16 protein-coding genes are annotated in these 20,904 nt (G+C 72.4%); 3 read left to right on the top strand and 13 right to left on the bottom strand.

From position 1 onward, the window contains the following. Positions 1–91: 91 nt before the first annotated feature. Genes ABZ192_RS23035 through ABZ192_RS23000 form a run of 8 tightly spaced genes read right to left on the bottom strand, consistent with a single transcriptional unit; the run spans position 92 to position 10,138 of the window. Positions 92–724, bottom strand: a complete 633-nt coding sequence (locus ABZ192_RS23035; RefSeq protein ID WP_356926326.1) for a TetR/AcrR family transcriptional regulator — start codon at positions 722–724, stop codon at positions 92–94. Positions 725–728: 4 nt separating this feature from the next. Continuing rightward, positions 729–1,463 carry an enoyl-CoA hydratase family protein gene (locus ABZ192_RS23030; RefSeq protein WP_356926325.1) on the bottom strand — a complete coding sequence of 245 codons (735 nt, stop codon included), beginning with the start codon at positions 1,461–1,463 and terminating at the stop codon, positions 729–731. After that, positions 1,460–3,028, bottom strand: a complete 1,569-nt coding sequence (locus ABZ192_RS23025; protein WP_356926324.1) for a 4-coumarate--CoA ligase family protein — start codon at positions 3,026–3,028, stop codon at positions 1,460–1,462. The genes ABZ192_RS23030 and ABZ192_RS23025 overlap by 4 nt, the downstream gene beginning before the upstream one ends. 25 nt (positions 3,029–3,053) lie before the next feature. After that, positions 3,054–4,184, bottom strand: a complete 1,131-nt coding sequence (locus ABZ192_RS23020; RefSeq protein WP_356926323.1) for an acyl-CoA dehydrogenase family protein — start codon at positions 4,182–4,184, stop codon at positions 3,054–3,056. Positions 4,185–4,226: 42 nt separating this feature from the next. Next, a complete protein-coding gene (locus tag ABZ192_RS23015; protein WP_356926322.1) occupies positions 4,227–6,071 on the bottom strand; it encodes a biotin carboxylase N-terminal domain-containing protein in 1,845 nt (614 codons plus the stop codon). Positions 6,072–6,081: 10 nt separating this feature from the next. Then, positions 6,082–7,680 (bottom strand): carboxyl transferase domain-containing protein, encoded by a 1,599-nt coding sequence (locus ABZ192_RS23010; protein WP_356926321.1) that lies wholly within the window; start codon positions 7,678–7,680, stop codon positions 6,082–6,084. Beyond that, a complete protein-coding gene (locus ABZ192_RS23005; protein WP_356926320.1) occupies positions 7,677–9,344 on the bottom strand; it encodes an acyclic terpene utilization AtuA family protein in 1,668 nt (555 codons plus the stop codon). The genes ABZ192_RS23010 and ABZ192_RS23005 overlap by 4 nt, the downstream gene beginning before the upstream one ends. Next, positions 9,341–10,138 carry a TIGR03084 family metal-binding protein gene (locus tag ABZ192_RS23000; RefSeq protein WP_356926319.1) on the bottom strand — a complete coding sequence of 266 codons (798 nt, stop codon included), beginning with the start codon at positions 10,136–10,138 and terminating at the stop codon, positions 9,341–9,343. Before ABZ192_RS23000 ends, ABZ192_RS23005 begins: the two co-directional genes overlap by 4 nt. A gap of 213 nt (positions 10,139–10,351) precedes the next feature. Between ABZ192_RS23000 and ABZ192_RS22995 the strand changes: the two genes are divergently transcribed. Next, positions 10,352–11,284, top strand: coding sequence for a hypothetical protein (locus ABZ192_RS22995; RefSeq protein ID WP_356926318.1), 933 nt, complete (start codon positions 10,352–10,354; stop codon positions 11,282–11,284). A gap of 30 nt (positions 11,285–11,314) precedes the next feature. On the opposite strand, the gene ABZ192_RS22990 is transcribed toward ABZ192_RS22995, so the two are convergent. After that, positions 11,315–11,773, bottom strand: coding sequence for a PPOX class F420-dependent oxidoreductase (locus tag ABZ192_RS22990; RefSeq protein WP_356926317.1), 459 nt, complete (start codon positions 11,771–11,773; stop codon positions 11,315–11,317). 70 nt (positions 11,774–11,843) lie between these two features. Between ABZ192_RS22990 and ABZ192_RS22985 the strand changes: the two genes are divergently transcribed. Beyond that, positions 11,844–12,527 (top strand): SUMF1/EgtB/PvdO family nonheme iron enzyme, encoded by a 684-nt coding sequence (locus ABZ192_RS22985; RefSeq protein ID WP_356926316.1) that lies wholly within the window; start codon positions 11,844–11,846, stop codon positions 12,525–12,527. Positions 12,528–12,543: 16 nt separating this feature from the next. Here ABZ192_RS22985 and ABZ192_RS22980 read toward each other — a convergent pair whose 3' ends face one another. The 3 genes from ABZ192_RS22980 to ABZ192_RS22970 all read right to left on the bottom strand — a co-directional run bounded on the left by ABZ192_RS22980 (position 12,544) and on the right by ABZ192_RS22970 (position 17,820). Next, positions 12,544–13,518 (bottom strand): EamA family transporter, encoded by a 975-nt coding sequence (locus ABZ192_RS22980; protein WP_356926315.1) that lies wholly within the window; start codon positions 13,516–13,518, stop codon positions 12,544–12,546. Between the two features lie 141 nt (positions 13,519–13,659). Beyond that, entirely contained in the window at positions 13,660–14,796 is a 1,137-nt protein-coding gene (locus tag ABZ192_RS22975) for a peptidoglycan bridge formation glycyltransferase FemA/FemB family protein (protein WP_356926314.1), read from the bottom strand. 135 nt (positions 14,797–14,931) lie between these two features. Then, positions 14,932–17,820: an FAD-binding and (Fe-S)-binding domain-containing protein gene (locus tag ABZ192_RS22970; RefSeq protein ID WP_356926313.1), complete on the bottom strand. Its 2,889-nt coding sequence runs from the start codon at positions 17,818–17,820 to the stop codon at positions 14,932–14,934. 94 nt (positions 17,821–17,914) lie between these two features. Here ABZ192_RS22970 and serC point away from each other — a divergent pair, with 94 nt between their 5' ends. Continuing rightward, entirely contained in the window at positions 17,915–19,033 is a 1,119-nt protein-coding gene (gene serC / locus ABZ192_RS22965; protein WP_029180894.1) for a phosphoserine transaminase, read from the top strand. Positions 19,034–19,116: 83 nt separating this feature from the next. Here the strand turns inward: serC and ABZ192_RS22960 are convergent, their stop codons facing one another. Next, on the bottom strand, positions 19,117–20,715 hold the full coding sequence (locus tag ABZ192_RS22960; RefSeq protein ID WP_356926312.1) for an alpha/beta hydrolase: 1,599 nt from the start codon (positions 20,713–20,715) through the stop codon (positions 19,117–19,119). Positions 20,716–20,904: the final 189 nt, after the last annotated feature.

The raw sequence follows: 20,904 nt of genomic DNA, 5'->3' as shown, positions 1-20,904 counted from the left end.
GGGCGTCGATGCGGAGCATCGGCAACCGACGACAACGCCGCAGATGCGCGTGCCAGACCCCGCGTCTGCGGCGTGATCCAAACGACAGGCCCTAGCGGCCGCCCAGCGCCTGCTCCAGCAGCCCCGCCCACTGCTCGACCACCCGTTCCCGGCGGGCCTCGTCGTCCGTGAGGAGGTTGGCCAGGCCCAGGCCGCGGGCCATGTCGAGGAGGCCCTGGACGGTTTCGCGGACGCCGGGGACGGATTCGTCGGCGGACAGCAGGTCGACGGCTATGCGGTGGGTCTCGCGGCCCACGCGGGATTCGAGTTCGGTGACGCGGGCGCGGAGCTGGTCCTCGTTGGAGGCGGCCACCCAGAGGTGGAGGGCCGCGCGGAACAGCGGTCCGGTGTAGAGGTCGACCAGGGCCGCGACGACCGCGTGCCGGTCTCCGGCCGCGCCCTCGGGGAACAGGGCGCGCAGGGCCGTGGAGCGTTCCTCGGCGACGTACTCGACGGCCGCCGTGAAGAGGTCCTCGCGGGTCGGGAAGTGGTGCTGGGCGGCGCCGCGCGAGACGCCGGCGCGTTCGGCGACGACGGAGACGGTGGATCCGGCCCAGCCGTGTTCGGCGAGGCAGGACACGGCCGCTTCCAGGAGCCGCTGCCGGGTGGCCCGGCTGCGGTCCTGCTTGGGGACTCGCTCCGCACGGTCTCTCTCCGCGCGGTCGGCCGTGCTCACACCGCCCATGTCCTCACACCACCCATGCCGGATCCCGTCGTTCGAGGAAGGCCGTCATCCCCTCGCGGGCCTGCGGGGAGGAGAACAGCCGGGCCGAGAGCGCGGTCAGGACGGCCGCGTCCCGGTCGAAGGCTTCCAGCACCCTAGCCGTGAGCAGCCGTTTCGTCTCGGCCAGGGCGTCGGGGGCGGATCTGCGCAGGCCGTCGAGGATGGGGGCCAGTGCGGTGTCGACGTCGTCGGCGTGGGTGGTGAGCAGGCCGGTCGCGGTGGCCTCGGCGGCACCGAAGCGTTCGCCGGTGAGGTAGTAGCGGGACAGGGCGCGCGGGTCGGTGCGCGGCAGCAGCGGCAGGGAGATGACCGCCGGGGCGACGCCGATGCGGACCTCCGTGAAGGCGAAGGTGGCCTCGGTGGAGGCGGCCGCGATGTCGCAGGCGGCCAGCAGGCCGAGACCGCCCGCGCGGACGTGGCCGGTGACCCGGGCGACGACCGGCTTGGGCAGGTCGATGATCCGGCGGAGCAGGGCGACCAGCGCCTCGGGGGGCGGCGGGTCCTTGAGGTCCGCGCCGGCGCTGAAGGTGTTGCCGGTGTGGGTGAGGACGACCGCGCGGACGCCGGGGTCCCGGCCGGCGTCCGCGAGCGCCTCGGCCAGTTCGCCGACGAGGGCGGCCGACAGGGCGTTGCGGGTGTGGGGTGAGTCGAGGGTGAGGGTTTCCACGGCACGCGCGCGTGCCCGGCCGATCAGGGTCATGCCCGCTCCCTGAGCTGTCGGCGGAGTACTTTGCCGGAGGCCGCCCGGGGGACGCCGTCGATGAAGGTGACGTGCCGGATCCGCTTGTAGGGGGCCACGCGCTCGGCGACGTACATCATGATCTCCGCCTCGGACAGGTCGGTGTGGTACGGCCGGCGGACCACGTACGCGTGCGGGATCTCGTTGCCGTCGTCGTCGTACACGCCGATGACGGCGGCGTCGGTGATGCCCGGGTGGGTGAGCAGCAGCGCCTCCAGCTCGGCGGGGGCCACCTGGAAGCCCTTGTACTTGATGAGTTCCTTGACGCGGTCGACGACGAACAGCCAGCCGCCCTCGTCCACGTGCCCCACGTCGCCGGTGTGCAGCCAGCCATCGGGGTCGATCATCGCGGTCGTGGCGTCGGGGCGGCCGAGGTAGCCCTTCATGACCTGGGGGCCGCGGATGAGGATCTCGCCGGACTCGCCGACGGGGAGGTCCTTGTCGGGGTCGTCGAGGGAGACGATGCGCATGTCGGTGCCGGCGATGAGCTTGCCGACGGTGCCGGGCGGCGCGTCGTTCATCGCGTCCAGGGGGACGACGTGCGTGCCGGGCGACAGTTCCGTCATGCCGTAGGCCTGGCCGATGGGCGGCAGGCCCAGCCGCTCGGAGCAGGCGGCGGCGAGGCGGGCGTCCAGGGGTGCGGCGGCGCTGATGATGTACTTCAGCGACGACAGGTCGTACTGCGCGACGGCCGGGTGCTTGGCGAGGGCCAGCACGATCGGCGGGGCCACGTACAGGGCGGTGATGCGGTGGTTCTGGACGGCCGCGAGGAACTGCTCCAGGTCGAAGCGCGGCAGGACGACCACGGTGGCGCCCTGCCTCAGCGGTGCGTTCATCAGGGCCGTGAGGCCGTAGATGTGGAAGAAGGGCAGAACCGCCAGGACGCGGTCTCCGGGGCCGGCGGGTATCGCCGGGTGGAGCTGGGCGAGGTTGGTGGCGATCTGCCGGTGGGTGAGCATCACGCCCTTGGGCGTGCCGGTGGTCCCGGAGGAGTACGGCAGGGCCGCCACGTCCTGCGCGGGATCGATGGCGACCTGCGGCTCGGGGGCGGCACAGGCCAGCATGTCGATCAGGGAGCGGTGTCCGGTCGCGCTGTCGCAGACGAAGATCTCGTGTACGCCGCCCGCGAGTTCGGCGGCCCGGCGGGCGATGTCCAGCAGCGGTGAGACGGTGATGATCCAGCGGGCCGCCGAGTCCGTCAGCTGCTTGGCGAACTCCTGGGCGGTCGCGAGCGGGTGCACGGTGGTGACGGTGGCGCCCGCGCGCGTGGCGGCGTAGAAGGCGGTCGGGAAGGCGATGGTGTTGGGGCTGTGCAGGGCGAGGACGTCGCCCTTGCGCACCCCGGCCTCGGCGAGGGCGGCGGCGACGCGCCGGTGGAACCGGTCCACCTGCTCGTACGAGAGGGTGGTGCCGTCGGTACCGTCGATCAGCGCCGGGATGTCGCCGAACTCCGCGGCCCGGGCCAGGACGGCGTCGTGGATGGGCAGGTCGACGGGCGGAACGTCTGCGTACTCGCTGCGGAACATGGTTCCTCCTCGCGCGCGGGCCGTCTCAGTACGACTTGGGCAGGCCCAGGGTCTGGTGGGAGACGTAGTTGAGAATCATCTCCCGGCTCACCGGCGCGATTCGAGCCACGCGCGCGGCCGTTATCAGCGAGGCGAGACCGAACTCGCGGGTGAGGCCGTTGCCGCCGAGGGTGTGCACCGCCTGGTCCACGGCCTTCACGCAGGCCTCCCCTGCCGCGTACTTCGCCATGTTGGCGGCCTCGCCCGCGCCCATGTCGTCGCCGGCGTCGTAGAGACGGGCCGCCTTCTGCATCATCAGGCGCGCGAGTTCGAGGTCGATGTGCGCCTGGGCCAGGGGGTGGGCGATGGCCTGGTGGGCGCCGATGGGGGTGTCCCAGACCTGCCGGTCGCGGGCGTACTCGACGGCCTTCGCGAGGGCGTAGCGGCCCATGCCGACCGCGAAGGCGGCCGTCATGATGCGCTCGGGGTTGAGGCCGGCGAAGAGCTGGAGGAGACCTGCGTCCTCGTCGCCGACGAGTGCGTCGGCGGGGAGCCGTACGTCGTCCAGTGTCAGCTCGAACTGCTTCTCGGCGGCGTTGAGTTCCATGTCGATGGGGCGGCGGGTGAAGCCGGGGGCGTCGCGCGGGACGATGAAGAGGCAGGGCTTGAGGCGGCCGGTGCGGGCGTCCGCCGTGCGGCCGACGATGAGGGTCGCGTCCGCGAGGTCGACGCCGGAGATGAAGACCTTGCGGCCGGTGAGGATCCAGTCGCTGCCGTCTTTTCGTGCCGTGGTCGTGATGCGGTGGCTGTTGGAGCCGGCGTCGGGTTCGGTGATGCCGAAGGCCATGAGACGGGAGCCGTCGGCCAGGGCGGGGAGCCAGTGTTGTTTCTGGGCGGCTGTACCGAAGCGGGCTATGACCGTGCCGCAGATGGCTGGTGAGACGACCAGCATGAGGAGGGGGCAGCCTGCTGCGCCGAGTTCTTCGAGGACGATGGAGAGTTCGGAGATGCCGCCGCCTCCACCGCCGTATGTCTCCGGCAGGTTGACGCCGAGGTAGCCGAGCTTGGCCGCCTCGGACCAGAGCGCTTCGCGTTCGAAGGCGCGGCCGTGGCGTTTGCCGAGTGCGGCGACGGCCGATCGGAGGGCCTTGTGCTCGTCGGTTTCGCTCGTGGGCATGTGACTCCTTCGTCGTGGCTGGTCGCGCAGTTCCCCGCGCCCCTAAGGGGTCTCCGTCACCACCGCCAGTAGTGCGCCCGGCTCGACCTGTTGTCCGGGGACGACGCACCACTCACTCAGCGTTCCCGTGGCCGGGGCCGTGATCTTGTGCTGCATCTTCATCGCCTCCAGCCAGAGGAGGGGGTCTCCGGCCTTCACGGGTGTTCCCTGGGTGACGCCGTCGGCCACTCGGACGACCGTGCCCGGCATGGGGGCCAGGAGGGAGCCGGGGGCGTGTTGGGTCGTCGGGTCGGGGAAGCGGGGCAGGGCCGTCAGGGCGGTGGTGTTGACGTGGATCCGGTCGCCGTAGCGGGCCACCTCGAACTTGCGTTGTACGCCGCCGACTTCCAGAACCACGAGGTGCGCGTCGGCGTGTACCACCCGTACGCCGTCCGCTTCCAGGCCCGTGCGCGTGTGCCGGTAGTGGACCTCGTGTTCCTGCCCGGCCATGGCGTACCGCTTGGTCTGCGGCTGTGAGGGGACGTTGCGCCAGCCGCCGAAGCGGGAGCGGCCGTGGGCGTCGGCGAGGGCGGCGGCCAGGGGGGCGTGCGGGTCGGGGGACGGGGCGGTCAGGTCCGGCAGGTGGCGGTCGTAGAAGCCGGTGTCCATGCGGGCCGCGGTGAACTCCGGGTGGCGCAGGGAGCGGACCAGGAGGTCGCGGTTGGTGACGGGGCCGTGGATCACGGCCCGTTCCAGGGCGGAGGCGAGCTTGCGGACGGCCTCCGGGCGCGTGGGGGCGTGGGCCACGGCCTTGGCGAGCATGGGGTCGTAGTGGACGCCGATGTCGTCGCCGTCGGTGTAGCCGGTGTCGAGGCGGATGCCGTCGGGCAGGGCGAGGCGGTGCAGGCGGCCGGTCTGGGGGGACCAGTCGCGGGACGGGTCCTCGGCGTAGAGGCGGGCCTCCACGGCGTGGCCACGCGCGCGTGGCGGGGTGGTGTCGAGGGGGCGGCCCTCGGCGACGCGGATCTGTTCGGCGACCAGGTCGAGGCCGAACACGGCTTCCGTCACGGGGTGTTCGACCTGGAGGCGGGTGTTCATCTCCAGGAAGTGGGCCCTGCCGTCGGCGACGAGGAACTCGACCGTGCCGGCCCCCACGTAGTCGACGGCTCGGGCGGCCCGTACCGCGAGGGCGCTCACCTCCTCCTGGAGTTCCTCGGAGAGTCCGGGTGCCGGGGCCTCCTCGACGACCTTCTGGTGGCGGCGCTGGAGGGAGCAGTCGCGGGTGCCGAGCGGCCAGACGGTGCCGTGGGTGTCGGCGAGGATCTGGACCTCGACGTGGCGGCCGTTCTCCACGTACGGCTCGACGAAGACCTCGCCGTCGCCGAAGGTGCTCTCCGCTTCGGCCCGCGCGGCGGCCAGCTCGGCGTCCAGGTCCGCCAGGTGCCGTACGACGCGCATGCCGCGGCCTCCGCCGCCCGCCGCCGCCTTCACCAGGACCGGGAGGTCGGCCTCGGTGACGTCGGTGAGGGGCTTGAGTCCCATGAGCCGCTTGGCGCGGGTCTTGGACGCCATCGCCTCGATGGCGTCCGGGGGCGGGCCGATCCAGACCAGGCCCGCGTCCAGCACGGCCCGGGCGAAGCCGGCGTTCTCGGAGAGGAAGCCGTAGCCGGGGTGCACGGCGTCCGCTCCGGACGCGAGGGCGGCCCTCACGATCAGGTCGCCGCGCAGGTAGGTGTCGGCGGGCGCGGCGCCGGGAAGCCGTACGGCCGTGTCGGCCACGCGCACGTGGAGGGCGTTCTCGTCGGCGTCCGAGTGCACGGCGACCGTGCGGATGCCGAGCTCGCGGCAGGTGCGGAAGACGCGGCAGGCTATCTCGCCCCGGTTGGCGACGAGCACAGAAGTGATCACTGAAGGTTCCTCACATCCGGAAGACGCCGAAGCCGCCGCGCGCGCCCTCGTAGGGGGCGGTGTGGATGGCCGACAGGCACAGGCCGAGGACGGTGCGGGTGTCGCGCGGGTCGATGACGCCGTCGTCGTACAGCCGCCCGGACAGGAACATCGGCAACGACTCGGACTCGATCTGCTGCTCCACCATGGCGCGCAGGGCGGCGTCCGCCTCCTCGTCGTACGGCTGGCCCTTCGCCGCCGCCGACTGGCGGGCGACGATCGACAGCACGCCCGCGAGCTGCTGCGGGCCCATCACGGCCGACTTGGCGCTGGGCCAGGCGAAGAGGAAACGCGGGTCGTAGGCCCGGCCGCACATGCCGTAGTGGCCGGCGCCGTAGGAGGCGCCCATGAGGACCGAGAGGTGCGGGACGCGGCTGTTGCTGACCGCGTTGATCATCATCGCGCCGTGTTTGATGATGCCGCCCTGCTCGTACTCCTTGCCGACCATGTAGCCGGTGGTGTTGTGCAGGAAGAGCAGTGGGATGTCGCGCTGGTTGGCGAGCTGGATGAACTGGGCGGCCTTCTGGGACTCCTCGCTGAAGAGGACGCCTTGGGCATTGGCCAGGATGCCGATCGGATAGCCGTGGAGCGCGGCCCAGCCGGTGGTCAGGCTCGTCCCGTACAGCGGTTTGAACTCGTCGAAGTCGGAGGCGTCGACGATGCGGGCGATGACCTCGCGCGGGTCGAAGGGGCTCTTGAGGTCGCCGGGGACGATGCCGAGGAGTTCGTCGGCGTCGTACTTGGGGGGCTCGGCCGGGCCCGGGTCGCCGTAGGCCTTGCGGTGGTTGAGGCGGGCGACCACGCGGCGGGCCTGCCGGAGCGCGTCCTGCTCGTCGACGGCGAAGTGGTCGGCGAGGCCCGACACGCGCGCGTGCATCCCGGCGCCGCCCAGGGACTCGTCGTCGCTCTCCTCCCCCGTGGCCATCTTCACCAGCGGCGGACCGCCGAGGAACACCTTCGCCCGCTCCTTGACCATGATCACGTGGTCGGACATGCCGGGGATGTAGGCGCCTCCGGCCGTGGAGTTGCCGAAGACGACCGCGAGGGTGGGGATGCCGGCGGCGGACAGCCGGGTCAGGTCCCGGAAGATGGCGCCCCCGGGGATGAAGATCTCCTTCTGCGACGGCAGGTCGGCGCCGCCGGACTCCACCAGGCTGATGCAGGGCAGCCGGTTGGTGAGCGCGATGTCGTTCGCGCGCAGGGCCTTCTTCAGCGACCACGGGTTGCTCGCGCCCCCGCGCACGGTCGGGTCGTTGGCCGTGATCAGGCACTCCACGCCCTCGACGACACCGATGCCGGTGACGAGGGAGGCGCCGACGGTGTAATCGCTGCCCCAGGCGGCCAGCGGGGACAGCTCCAGGAAGGGCGTGTCGGGGTCGAGGAGCAGCTCGATCCGTTCGCGGGCGAGGAGTTTGCCCCGCTTCCGGTGTCGTGCGACGTACTTCTCGCCGCCGCCCGCGAGGGCCTTGGCGTGCTCGGCGTCGAGTTCGGCGAGCTTGGCGAGCATCGTCTCGCGGTGGGCCCGATACTCGGGGCCGCTCGGATCGAGCGCGGAGGTCAGGACGGTCACAGCAGAGCCTCCGGTATGTCCAGGTGGCGGGAGCGCAGCCATTCGCCGAGGGCCTTGGCCTGCGGGTCGAAGCGGTGCCGGTCGGCGACGCCCGCGCCGAGGATCCCTTCGACGACGAAGTTGAGAGCGCGGAGGTTGGGCAGGACGTACCGGGTGACCTTCAGCGGCCGGCTCTCGGGGATCAGCTCCCGGAACCGGTCGGTTGTCAGCTCGTGCGCGAGCCAGCGCCAGGCGTCGTCCGTGCGGGCCCACACACCGACGTTGGCGTTGCCGCCCTTGTCGCCGCTGCGGGCGCCCGCGACGAGGCCGAGCGGGGCGCGCCGGGTGGGCCCGGGCGGCAGCGGCTCCGGCAGGGGCGGTTCCGGCACCTCGTCGAGTACGGCGGTGTCGTGGGCCGGCGGCACGGGGACCCGGCGCCCGTCGTGGAGGACGGCCACGTGGTCGACGGCCCCATGGGGGACGTACACATCCTCGAAGACTCCATACGGCGCGCCCTTTTCGGGGGGTGCCAGCACATGGAAGCCGGGGTAACTGGCGAGCGCCAGCTCCACGGCGGCCCCGCTCAGGGCCCGACCGACGACCTCCTGGTCGGGGTCCCGTACGACGAGCCGCAACAGCGCGCTCGCCGTCTCCTCACTCGGGGCGTCGGCCCGGTCGGTGCGGACCAGCTCCCAGCGCACATCGGCGGCCTTCCCGAGGGCCGGTTCCATCTGCTCCCGCACCAGGGCGGCCTTGGCCTCGATGTCGAGGCCGGTGAGCACGAAGACGACCTCGTTGCGGAAGCCGCCGAGCTTGTTCAGCCCGACCTTGAGGGTGGGCGGCGGCGCCTCCCCGCGCACGCCCTCGATCCGCACCCGGTCGGGCCCGTCCTGGCCGAGCCGCACGGTGTCGAGCCGGGCGGTGACGTCCGGCCCCGCGTACCGGGCCCCGGCCGTCTCGTACAGCAACTGGGCGGTGACGGTGCCGATGTCGACGAAGCCGCCGGTGCCGGGGTGCTTGGTGATGACGCAGCTGCCGTCGTCGTGGAGCTCGGCGAGCGGGAAGCCGGGCCGGCGGACGTCGCCGTCGCGGAAGAAGGCGTAGTTGCCGCCGGTGGCCTGCGCCCCGCATTCCAGCACGTGCCCGGCGACGACGGCCCCGGCCAGCCGGTCGTGGTCCGTCTCCTGCCACCCGAAGTGGGCGGCGGCCGGCCCGCTGACGAGTGCCGCGTCCGTCACCCGCCCGGTGACGACGACGTCGGCGCCGGCCCGCAGACAGGCCGCGATCCCGAAGCCGCCGAGGTAGGCGTGGGCGGCGAGGCTGCCGGGGTGGGCGGCGGTGAGGTCGTCGCCCTCCACATGTGCGACGCGCACGGGGATGTCGAGCCGGTCGGCCAACGCCCGTACGGCGTCGGCGAGTCCGGCCGGGTTGAGCCCGCCGGCGTTGGTGACGATCCGCACGCCCCGCTCGTGGGCGAGCCCCAGGCAGTCCTCCAACTGGCGCAGGAACGTACGGGCGTATCCGGCGCCCGGGTCCTTCAGCCGGTCCCGGCCGAGGATGAGCATCGTCAGCTCGGCGAGGTAGTCGCCGGTGAGGACGTCCAGGTCGCCGCCGGTGAGCATCTCGCGCATGGCGTCGAAGCGGTCGCCGTAGAAGCCGGAGGCGTTGCCGATGCGGAGGGTCACGGCGCCTCCTCTTTCGGGGTGCGGCCGGTGCCGGGCGGGCCCGCGAAGGCCTGGGCGATGTCCAGCCAGCGGTCGGCGTCGGGGCCTTCGGCGCGCAGGGCCAGGTCGGCGCGGTGGGCGCGCTGGGTGACCAGGAGGCAGAAGTCGAGGGCGGGCCCGGTGACGCGTTGCGGGGCGTCCTCGGGGCCGTACGCCCACGAGTCGCCGGAGGGGGCCCGGAGTTCGACGCGGAAGGGATCGGCGGGCGGAGTCAGTCCGTGCACGCCGTAGGCGAAGTCCCGCGTCCGCACCCCGAGCCAGGCCACATGCCGCAGCCGGTCGGTGGGTGGGCGCACCACACCGAGTGCGTCGGCCACATCCTGTCCGTGGGCCCAGGTCTCCATCAGACGGGCCGTCGCCATGGAGGCGGCCGACATGGGTGGGCCGTACCAGGGGAAGCGCGCCTTGGGCGGGGCGGCCCGCAGCGCCTCGTCCAGCGCCGTACGGCCCTCGCGCCACCGCGCGAGCAGCTCGGCGGGCGGGAGTCCGGCGTCCTCCTCGGCGCCCTCGTCGACGAAGGAGCCCGGTGCGGCGAGGGCCTTCTCGACCAGGGCCTGGAAGCCGTCGGCGTCCGTGACGGCGAGCAGGGCCGAACGGTCCGTCCAGGCCAGGTGGGCGATCTGGTGGGTGACGGTCCAGCCGGGCGCGGGGGTGGGGAGCGCCCAGCTCGGTGCGCTCAACCCGGCGACGAGGCGGTCGAGTTCCTCGCTCTCCTCGCGCAGGTCGTCGATCACGGACGTCGTCGGATCGGACACGGGCGCTCCCCTCGGGGCACGGCGGTGTGGGAGGTGGTGCAGGGCGGTGTGGCGTGCTGAGGAGCATGGCAGCGGCGCCAGAAACAATCAAGCGTGCTTGCATGAAAATGTGCCGGTGGCCGGAAGCTGTGCGTCGGCGGCGCGCTCCATACACTCGGGGACGCGCTCGTTCACTTGGTCGCGCACGGGTCAGGCATCGGGGGAGACACAAGGATGAGCAGCTGGAACCCGGGCGGGCAGCCGCCGCCGTACGGCCCGCACGGCGGGCAGCCGTACCCGCCGCCCGAGCCCGGCCCCTATGGGCCCCCGCACCAGCCACCGGGCGCCGGCGGTGGCTATCCGCCCCATGTGCCGCACCCCTATACGCCCCCTCCGATGCCACCGCAGGCGCCACCGCCCGGCCCCTTCACGCGGCTGCGGCGGCGGATCGGCCCCATCCACACCGCGCGCCGGGTCTTCAAGCCGTCCCGGCCGGACCTCGTGGAGGATCCGTTCATCGCGCGTATGCAGAGGGTCCGCACGTTCGTGGGGCTCGGCGCGGTGGTGTGGGTGTCGGTGTCCTACAAGGTCGCCCACTCCGTCGAGGACGTGGCGAGCGACCGGTTCTCGCAGTCGTGGATCAGCGTGCTGGTGCTGTCCGTGACACTCCCGGTGGTCGTGGGCGTCCTTGCGGCCCTGACGGCTCCGTCGGCCCGCTCGGACCTACTGCGCCGGGCGGCGCGGTCGTTCGGCGCGATCCTGGCCCTCGTCGCCGTGGTCTTCGTCTTCCCGGCGACCATGCTCACCGGCTTCCTCGACGGGAAATTCGCGACCACCCCGGTGATGACCGTGGTCACTTGGGTGGTCATCGTGTTGATCCTGGTGTGGGTGACGCCGTTCATCTTCTGGGGCATCGGCCTGGGACTGATCCATGTGTTCCGCACGGCCGACATCCACCAGACCATGCCGCCGCTGCTCACCATGACGCTGGTCTGGGAGATGGCACTGATCGATGTGTTCACCGGGGCGTACGCGGGCGTGCCGGGGCCGGTGCGGGCGGTGTTCGTGCTCGGGGCCCCGCTGTCGGTGACCGCGGTCGGGCTGTGGGAGCTGCGGCGGCTGCGGATGCATTACGGGATCTCGGTGCGGGGGGTGCTGGTGCGCTAGGGGGCGCGGACACCCCTGGGGAGTCACATCTCAGCCGTCGACGTCGAGTGCCGTCCCGTACAGCCGGTCCACGTGCAAGCGGACGACCACCCGCCGTTCGGCCACCAACTGCTCCAGGAACGCGCCTTCGTCCTGCGGCCTGGCCTGCTCCGGGATGATCCCGAGCAGCTCCCGCCCGACCTCGTCGCCGGGAACCGTCGTGACGTCGGACACCTCCGCCTCGCCCTCCGCGACGGCGAACGACCACACGTCACCGCCCTGCACATGCAGCGCCGCGCGCGGATTGTGCCGCAGCTGCCTGACCTTGACGCGGTCGGCCGTCGTCGAGAACCGCACGATCCGGGCCTCGGGGTCCCAGCCGTAGACCATGGTGGTCAGATGGGGCCGGCCGTTGCGCTTGACGGTGGCGAGCGTGCCGAACTGTTGCTCGCCGAGCAGGTCGGAGAGGGCTTCCTCGGACAGCGGGCGGGGTGCGGGGCCTTGAGTCATGACCAGGTCAACTCCGGTGCCCGCGCGGAAATTTCACGACGGCGAGCGCACCGCCGTTAGGGTGGCTCGCATGGGCGCCGACGTGGACACGGGGATCGAGATGGTGGCCGTCCCGCCCGGGCGGGTGACGCTGTCCGACCGGCGGACGCAGCGGAGTTGGGCCGTCGACGTCGCGTCGTTCCGGATGTCGGCGGTGCCGGTCACCCAGGCCTGGTACGCCCGGGTCACCGGCGAGCGGCCGAGTGCCGTCCACGGTGAGCGGCTGCCCGTCGAGGGCGTGTCGTGGTGGGACGCGGTCCGGTTCTGCAACGCGCTGTCCCGGGCGGAGGGGCTGACGCCGGTGTACCGCCTGTGCGACGACTCGGAGTCGGTCGGCCGGGACGTCTCCGGTGACGGGTACCGGCTGCCGACCGAGGCCGAGTGGGAGCACGCCTGCCGGGCCGGCGGCAGCGGGCCGCGGTACGGGCGGCTCGACGAGATCGCCTGGTATCGCGGCACCTCACAGGAGCGGATCCGCCCCGTCGGCGGCAAGCGGCCCAACGCGTGGGGCCTCTACGACATGCTGGGCAATGTCTGGGAGTGGTGCTGGGACGTCTACGACGCCGAGGTCTACGGCACCTACCGGGTGCTGCGGGGCGGCGGCTGGGCCGACGAGCACTGGAGTTGCCGTGCTTCTGTCCGGCGCCGCAGCCATCCGACGTTCCGGATCGACGACGTCGGGTTTCGCGTGGCGCGCGCGTCCCGGCCGCAGTGAACGCCTCCCGCTCGCTCTAGCCCTCCAGGCCCGTGCCCTCCAGCGCCGCCGTCTTCCGGCGGCCGCCGCCGCGTCCGCGCCCGACCTGGGTCCGTACCGCTCCCATGCTCGCCACGATGACGAGGGCGATCGCGGCTGCCTCCATGGCGGTGAGGGCCTGGTCGAGGAGGAGGAAGCCGGCCGTCGCGGCGATGGCCGGTTCCAGGCTCATGAGGATCGCGAAGGTGGAGGCGGGCAGGCGGCGCAGGGCGAGGAGTTCGAGGGTGTAGGGCAGGACCGAGGAGAGCAGGGCCACCGCCGCGCCCAGACCCAGCGTCACCGGGTCGAGCAGCTTCGTGCCCGACTCGGCGATGCCGAGCGGCAGGAACAGCACCGCCCCCACGGCCATCGCCAGGGCCAGGCCGTCCGCCTGCGGGAAGCGGCGGCCCGTACGGGCGCTGAAGATGATGTAGGCCGCCCACATGGCGCCGGCGCCCAGGGCGAAGGCCGCTCCTGTGGGGTCGAGGCCGCTGAAGCCTCCGCCGCCGAGGAGGAAGACGCCGGCGAGGGCGAGGGCCGCCCAGACGAGGTTGATCGCGCGGCGGGACGCCAGCACCGAGAGGGCGAGCGGGCCCAGGACTTCCAGGGTGACAGCGGGGCCCAGCGGGATGCGGGCGACGGCCTGGTAGAAGAGGCCGTTCATCGCGGCCATGGTGATGCCGAAGACGACGACCGTGCTCCAGTCGGCGCGCGAGTGGCCGCGCAGGCGGGGCCGGCAGACCAGCAGCAGGACGGCCGCCGCCACGAGCAGCCGCAACGCCACCACCCCGAGGGCACCCGCCCTCGGCATCAGCATCACGGCCAGCGCGCCGCCGAACTGCACCGAGACTCCGCCCGCGAACACCAGGCCCACCGGTCCGAGGGAGCCCAGCCGGCCCGGCCCCGCGGCCGGTGGGCCGGCGGCGGCGGTCGTCGCGGACTGGGGCGTGGTGGCGGTGTCCGGAGGGGTCACGGGCGATCCTGTGCTCGGCGTACCTACATCTTCATCCACGCTCACGTGCATCAAGATGTACTTCGAAGTCCAGAGTAATGGACTCGGCCAGGCGCGTAAACCGTTTATGCCACTGTCTCGGAAGGCTCCGGGGCCGGGCTCTCAGCGGCGGGCCAGGTACAGGCTCAGCGCCTTGTACAGCAGCCGGTTGATCGGGAAGTCCCACTCGCCGAGGTACTCGACGGCCTCGCCGCCCGTGCCCACCTTGAACCGGAGCAGGCCCAGCAGGTGGCTGGACTCCTCCAGCGTGTCGGTGATGCCGCGCAGGTCGTAGACGGCGGCGCCGAGTTCATGGGCGTCCGTCATCATGCGCCACTGCACGGCACTGCTCGGCTGGACCTCGCGCCGCCGGCTGGTGGAGGCGCCGTAGGAGTACCAGACGTGGTCACCGACGGTCAGCATCGTCGCGGCCGCGAGCACCTCGCCGTCGTGGTGGGCGAGGTAGAGCCGCATACGGTCCGGGTGCTCGGCGGTGAGCGCGCTCCACATGCGCTGGAAGTAGGGCAGCGGGCGCGGGACGAAACGGTCCCGCTCGGCGGTCTCGCAGTACAGCTCGTGGAAGGCCGGCAGGTCCTCGTAGCCGCCGCGCACGACCTTCACGCCGGCCTTCTCCGCCTTGGTGATGTTGCGCCGCCACTGCTGGTTCAGGCCGCCGCGGATGTCCTCCAGCGACCGTCCGGCCAGCGGCACCTGGAAGACGTACCGGGGCTGTCCCGCGGCGAAACCGTCCTCGCCGCCGGGTTCGGTCTGCCGCCAGCCCATGCGGCGCAGGGTGTCCGCGACCTGACCGGCCCGCGGTTCGAACGACGTCGCCCGCACGTCGCGCAGACGCCGGGCGGCCGGGTCCGCGATCGCCGCCTTGACCGCCTCGGCGCTCCAGCGGCGCACCACGACCGGCGGGCCCATCCGCACCGCGAACGCACCCCGTCTGCCGAGGTGGGCGACCATCGGCTCCAGCAGGCGTTCGAGGCCGGGTTCGTGCCAGTCGATGAGCGGGCCCTCGGGCAGGTACGCCAGGTACCGCGGCAGTCCGGGCAGCTTCGGCCCGGGCAGCGGGCGCAGCAGCACCAGTCCCGCGCCCACGAGCTGCCCGGCCCCGTCGAACCAGCCGAGGCTCTCCGCCCGCCAGTCGGGCTTCACCTCGCCCCAGGAGGGGATCTGCGTGTGGCTGGCGGAGGGGCGGGCCGCGACGAACGCGAGATGCTCGTCTCGGGTGATCGGCTGGACGCGGACGCTCATGCGCGGGCTCCTTCGAGTGGCTGGTGCCGAGAGCCTAGGAGCGGCCCCGCCCCTCCCCCGGCTCAGACACTCGGGTCCACCCGTCCCGTGGCCCGAACGCCTCAAGCGCGTCCGGCGACGGCCACTCGCCCCGGTTCACCGCCCGATCTCCGGGTCGTTCCCTGCTTCTCCCTCCAGCGCCGCCGCCAGTACCTCCGCCAGGTGCCTGCCCCGTACGCCCGCCAGCTGCTCCAGCTGCGTGCGGCAGGAGAAGCCGTCCGCCAGGACGACCGTGCCGTCGGGGGCGTTGCGTACCGACGGCAGGAGCTGTTCCTCGGCGCATGCGGCGGACACCTCGTAGTGGCCCTTCTCGAAGCCGAAGTTCCCCGCGAGGCCGCAGCAGCCGCCGCTCAGCTCGCCGGTGAGCTGAGCGGCTCCGCGCAGCCGGCGGTCGGCGGCGTCGCCCAGCACCGCGTGCTGGTGGCAGTGGGTCTGGCCGGCCACCGGGCGGTCGAGCCGCGGCGGTGTCCAGTCGGGGGCGTGGCGTTCCAGCGTCTCCGCGAACGTGCGGACCTTGGCGGCGAGGCGGGCCGCGCGCGGATCGTCGTGCAGCAGCTCGGGGACGTCCGTGCGCAGGGCCGCGGCACAGCTCGGCTCCAGGACCACGACCGGGGCCTCGGTCTCCAGCACCGGTTCCATCAGGTCGAGCGTGCGGCGCAGGACCACTCGGGCGCGGTCCAGCTGCCCCGTCGACACGTACGTCAGCCCGCAGCAGACGTGGCCCCGGCCCCGCAGCAGGGACAGCGGGTCGAGCGCGACGGTCCTGCCGTCGCCCACCGGCGGTTTCGCCAGGCGCACGGTCGGCGGCAGCGCCACCCGCAGCCCGGCCGCCTCCAGCACCCGTACGGCGGCCCGCCCCACGGAGGGCGAGAGGTACTCGGTGAAGGTGTCGGGCCACAGGACGACCAGGTCGCCGCCCTGCACGGAGGCCCGCCGCCGCTCCCACCACCGGCTGAACGTCCGTGTCGCCACCCGGGGGATCTCCCGCTCGGGGGCGATGCCGCCCAGCCGTTTCGCCGTCCAGGCGAAGGGGCGCATCCGGGCGAGGGCGTTGACCAGCGGAGCCGTGCGCGTACGGGCCACCGCGCGGAGCCACACCGGCAGCCGGCCCATCGCGTAGTGCGCGGCCGGGCGGCGCCGGCCGGCGTAGTGGTGGTGGAGGAACTCCGCCTTGTAGGTGGCCATGTCCACCTCCACCGGGCAGTCCGACCGGCAGCCCTTGCAGGACAGGCACAGGTCCAGGGCGTCCCGCACCTGCGTGGAGCGCCAGCCGTCCGTCACCACCTCACCGGCGAGCATCTCGTGCAGCAGCCGGGCCCGCCCGCGCGTGGAGTGCTGCTCCTCGCCGGTCGCCCGGAAGGACGGGCACATGACGGCGGAGCCGGACACCGAGGTCGTGCGGCACTTGGCGACGCCCACGCAGCGCCGCACCGCCGCCGAGAAGTCACCGCCGTCGGAGGGGTAGCCGAAGGCGACGTCGACGGGCTCGCGGGGGAGGACGGAGAAGCGCAGGCCTGCGTCCAGGGGCGCGGGGCGCACCAGCATGCCGGGGTTGAGGAGGTCGTCCGGGTCCCACATCCCCTTCGCCCGCTCGAACAGGCCGACCATCTCCGGCCCGTACATCCTGGGCAGCAGCTCCGCCCGCGCCTGCCCGTCGCCGTGCTCCCCGGACAGCGAGCCGCCGTGGGTCACCACCAGCTCCGCGAGCTCCTCCGAGAAGCGGCGGAACCGGGCGATGCCGGGCTCCGTCAGCAGGTCGAAGTCGATCCGGACGTGGATGCAGCCGTCCCCGAAGTGCCCGTACGGCGTGCCGCGCAGCCCGTGGGCGGCCAGCAGCGCCCGGAAGTCCCGCAGATACGGCCCGAGCCGGGCGGGCGGCACCGCGCAGTCCTCCCAGCCGGGCCAGGCCTCCGTCCCGTCCGGCATCCGGGTCGCCGTGCCGCTCGCGTCCTCCCGGATCCGCCACAGCGCGCGCTGCCCCGCCGGGTCGGTCACCACCAGGGCGTCCACGACATCGGCCGCCCCCACGATCCCCTCCGCACGCGCGCGTGCCTCCCCGGCCGTCTCCCCGCCGGTCTCCACGAACAGCCAGGCCGCGCCCCGCGGCAGCGCGGCCGGGGACGGCACCAGGTCCGCCGCCATGCCCTCCACGGTCAGCGGACCGTACGGCAGCAGCCCGGCGGCCGCCTCCGCCGCCGCGCTCTCGTCGGCGTAGCCCAGCACGGCCAGCGCACGCGCGCGTGGTGCCTCGACGAGTCGTACGACCGCCTCCGTCAGCACGCCCAGCGTGCCCTCCGAGCCGCAGAAGGAGCGGGCCACGTCGGCGCCCCGCTCGGGCAGCAGGGCGTCCAGCGCGTACCCGGAGATGCGGCGGGGCAGCTCCGGGAAGCCCGTACGCAAACGGGCCAGTTCGCCGTCCACCAGCTCCCGCAGGCCCTCCGGCGCGCCGGACCAGTCCCGCCCGAGCCGCAGCCGCCGCCCGGGCGCGGTGATCACGTCCAGTTCGCGCACACTGTCGGCGGTCGTCCCCCAGGCCACCGAGTGCGAACCGCACGAGTTGTTGCCGATCATGCCGCCGAGCGTGCAGCGGCTGTGGGTGGAGGGGTCGGGGCCGAACCGCAGCCCGTGCGGGGCCGCCGCCTCCTGGAGCCGGTCGAGCACCAGCCCCGGCTGCACGACGGCCGTACGCGCCTCGGGATCCAGCGACACGAGGCGGTTCATGTGACGGGTGAAGTCCAGCACCACGCCCGTACCGGTCGCCTGCCCGGCGATCGACGTGCCCCCGCCCCGGGGCACCACCGGCACGCGGTGGGCCCGGCACACCTCCAGCACGCCGGCCACGTCGTCGGCGTCGCGCGGGGCGACGACGCCGAGCGGGACCCGGCGGTAGTTGGAGGCGTCCATGGTGGCCAGTGCCCGGGAGGTGACGTCGAAGCCCACATCGCCCCGGACGACCTTGCGCAGCTCGGCCTCAAGATCCGTCATACGTCCAGCAAACCAGTCTCACGCCGGCACGAACCCCGTCTCACCCGACGGAACGCGTTTCGCCCAGGTTTCCTCACCGGCTAACCTCCAGAGCGTGGCTGAGATCCAGATTCCTGCTGACATCAAGCCCGCCGACGGTCGATTCGGCGCGGGCCCCTCCAAGGTGCGGGTGGAGGCGCTGGACGCCCTGGCCGCCACCGGTACGTCCCTGCTCGGCACCTCCCACCGCCAGGCCCCCGTCAAGAACCTGGTCGGCAAGGTGCGCGAGGGCATCCGTGAGCTGTTCCAGCTCCCCGACGGGTACGAGGTGGTCCTCGGCAACGGCGGCTCCACCGCGTTCTGGGACATCGCGACGCACGGCCTGATCGAGAACAAGTCACAGCACCTCAGCTTCGGCGAGTTCTCCTCCAAGTTCGCCAAGGCCGCCAAGCTCGCGCCCTGGCTGGCCGAGCCGGACGTCATCTCCAGCGACCCGGGCACGCACCCCGAGCCGGTCGCCGAGGCGGGCGTCGACGTGTACGCCTTCACCCACAACGAGACCTCCACCGGTGTCGCCATGCCGATCAAGCGCGTGGCCGGCGCGGACGAGGGCGCCCTGGTGCTCGTCGACGCCACCTCCGGTGCCGGCGGCCTCCCCGTCGACATCGCCGAGACGGACGTCTACTACTTCGCCCCGCAGAAGTCCTTCGCCTCCGACGGCGGCCTGTGGATCGGCGTCTTCTCCCCCGCCGCGATCGAGCGCGCCGAGCGCGTCCACGCCTCCGGCCGGCACGTCCCGGAGTTCTTCTCGCTGCCGACGGCGATCGACAACTCCCGCAAGAACCAGACGTACAACACCCCGGCCCTCGCCACGCTGTTCCTCCTCAACGAGCAGCTGGAGTGGATCAACGGCCAGGGCGGCCTGGACTGGTCGGTGCGCCGCACCGCCACCTCCGCGCGGACGCTGTACGGCTGGGCCGAGGACGTCAAGTTCGCGAACCCGTTCGTCACCGACCCGGCCAAGCGCTCCCAGGTCATCGGCACGATCGACTTCACGGACGAGGTCGACGCCGCCGCCGTCGCCAAGGTCCTGCGCGCCAACGGCATCGTCGACACCGAGCCCTACCGCAAGCTCGGCCGCAACCAGCTGCGCGTCGCGATGTTCCCGGCGATCGACCCGGCGGACATCGAGGCCCTGACGAAGTGCGTCGACTACGTGATCGAGAAGCTCTGACCTTCTCCCGCAGACCATGAGGGGCGCCCGGTATGTTCCGGGCGCCCCTCACGTCATGTCAGGCGATGCTCACGCGAGCGCGCTCAGACCCCGGACCCCAGGATCCCGCGCAGGGTGTCGTCGACCGTCGCGACGGCCGACTGGCCCGTGCTCGGCGTCTTGCCCGCCGTGGCCTGCGGCTTCGGGTCGGGCAGCTTCTTGCAGACCGCGTCGGCCACGCCGCTGCCGTGCGGCACCTTGCCGCTGGTCAGGTACGTCGCCAGGTACTTGTCGAGGCAGGCGTTGCCGCTCAGCGAGATGCCGTGGTTGCCGCCGCCCTGTTCCACCACCAGGCTGGAGCCCTTGAGCAGCCGGTGCATGGTGACACCGCCCTGGTACGGGGTGGCCGCGTCGTCCGTCGCCTGGAACAGCAGCACCGGCGGGAGCTTGGCGTTGGCCACGTTCACCGGCTTCAGCGACTGCGTCGGCCAGAACGCGCACGGCGCGTTGTACCAGGCGTTGTTCCAGGCCATGAACGGCGCCTTCTCGTACACGGCCCAGTTGTCCTTGCGCCACTGCTTCCAGTCGCGCGGCCAGGACGCGTCACGGCACTGCACCGAGGTGTAGACGCTGTAGCCGTTGTCACCGGAGGCGTCGATGGCGGCGATGTTGTCGTACGCCTTCACCAGCGCGGCGGTGTCCTTCTTGTTGACGTAGGCCGCGAACGTCTGGGCGAGGGTGGGCCAGTAGGCGTTGTTGTAGCCGCCGGGTATGAAGATGTCCTCCAGCTCGGAGGCGCCCACCTTGCCGCCCGCCGGCTTCTTGGCCAGGGCCGCCCGCATCGCGTACCACTTGGCCTCGACCTTCTTCGGGTCGGTGCCGAGCTTGTACGTCGAGTCGTACTTGGCGATCCATGCCATGAGCGCCTTGTGGCGCTTGTCGAAGGCGTAGTCCTGCTGGATGTTGTCGTCGTACCAGACGCCGGTCGGGTCGACGATCGAGTCCAGCACCAGGCGCCGCACGCGCTCGGGGAACAGCTTGGCGTAGACCGAGCCGAGGTAGGTGCCGTACGAGTAGCCGAAGTAGTTGATCTTCTTGGCGCCGAGCGCCTTGCGGATCGAGTCCATGTCCTTCACGGCGCTGACCGTGTTGATGTACGGCAGGACGCCGGCGTACTTCTTGCCGCAGGCCTGGGCGAAGGACTTGGCGCGGTCGAGGTTGGCCTTCTCCAGCGCGGGCGTGCTGGGCACGGAGTCGGGACGCACCGGGTCGAAGTAGCCCGGCTTGCAGTCCAGGGCGGGCTGGCTCTTGCCCACGCCGCGCGGGTCAAACCCGATGACGTCGTACTGGGCGGCGACCTCCTTCGGCAGGGACGACGCGACGAAACCGGCCAGCGACAGGCCGCTGCCGCCGGGGCCGCCGGGGTTGACCAGCAGCGGGCCCTGGTACGTCTTGGCGGTGTGCGGCACGCGGGACAGCGCCAGCGTGATCTGCTTCCCCTGCGGCTTGGCGTAGTCGAGGGGCACCTTCACCGACGCGCACTGGAGCGTCGGGTAGTCCTCCGTGGCGCACTTCTTCCACGTGACCTTCGCGGCCTGGGCGGTGTTCGCGGAGTGCGGCGCGCTGGCGCTGGCGGGGACGGCGGTGAGCGTCCCGGCCAGGACGACGGTCGCGCCGCACAGGACGGCTGCGCTTCTTCTCATGGAGTTCTCTCAGAACGGTGAGGGGGGTCAGGACCGCGGGTCCCACGGTCCGTCCCGCATCGTTTCGGAAGAGCGCGCCGTTCACGTACGTTTTCGACCAAGACTTGACCGAATCGAGTCATCGCATCTGCTCAAGGGCCTTCAGAAACAGGGGCGTTCCGGCGATTTCCGGAACGCCCCTCCCTCACC

This window comes from Streptomyces sp. NPDC006235 (assembly GCF_040613735.1).
Lineage (GTDB): Bacteria > Actinomycetota > Actinomycetes > Streptomycetales > Streptomycetaceae > Streptomyces.
The sequence above is the reverse complement of the archived record's forward strand: the minus strand, read 5'-3'. Positions and strand labels throughout refer to the sequence as shown.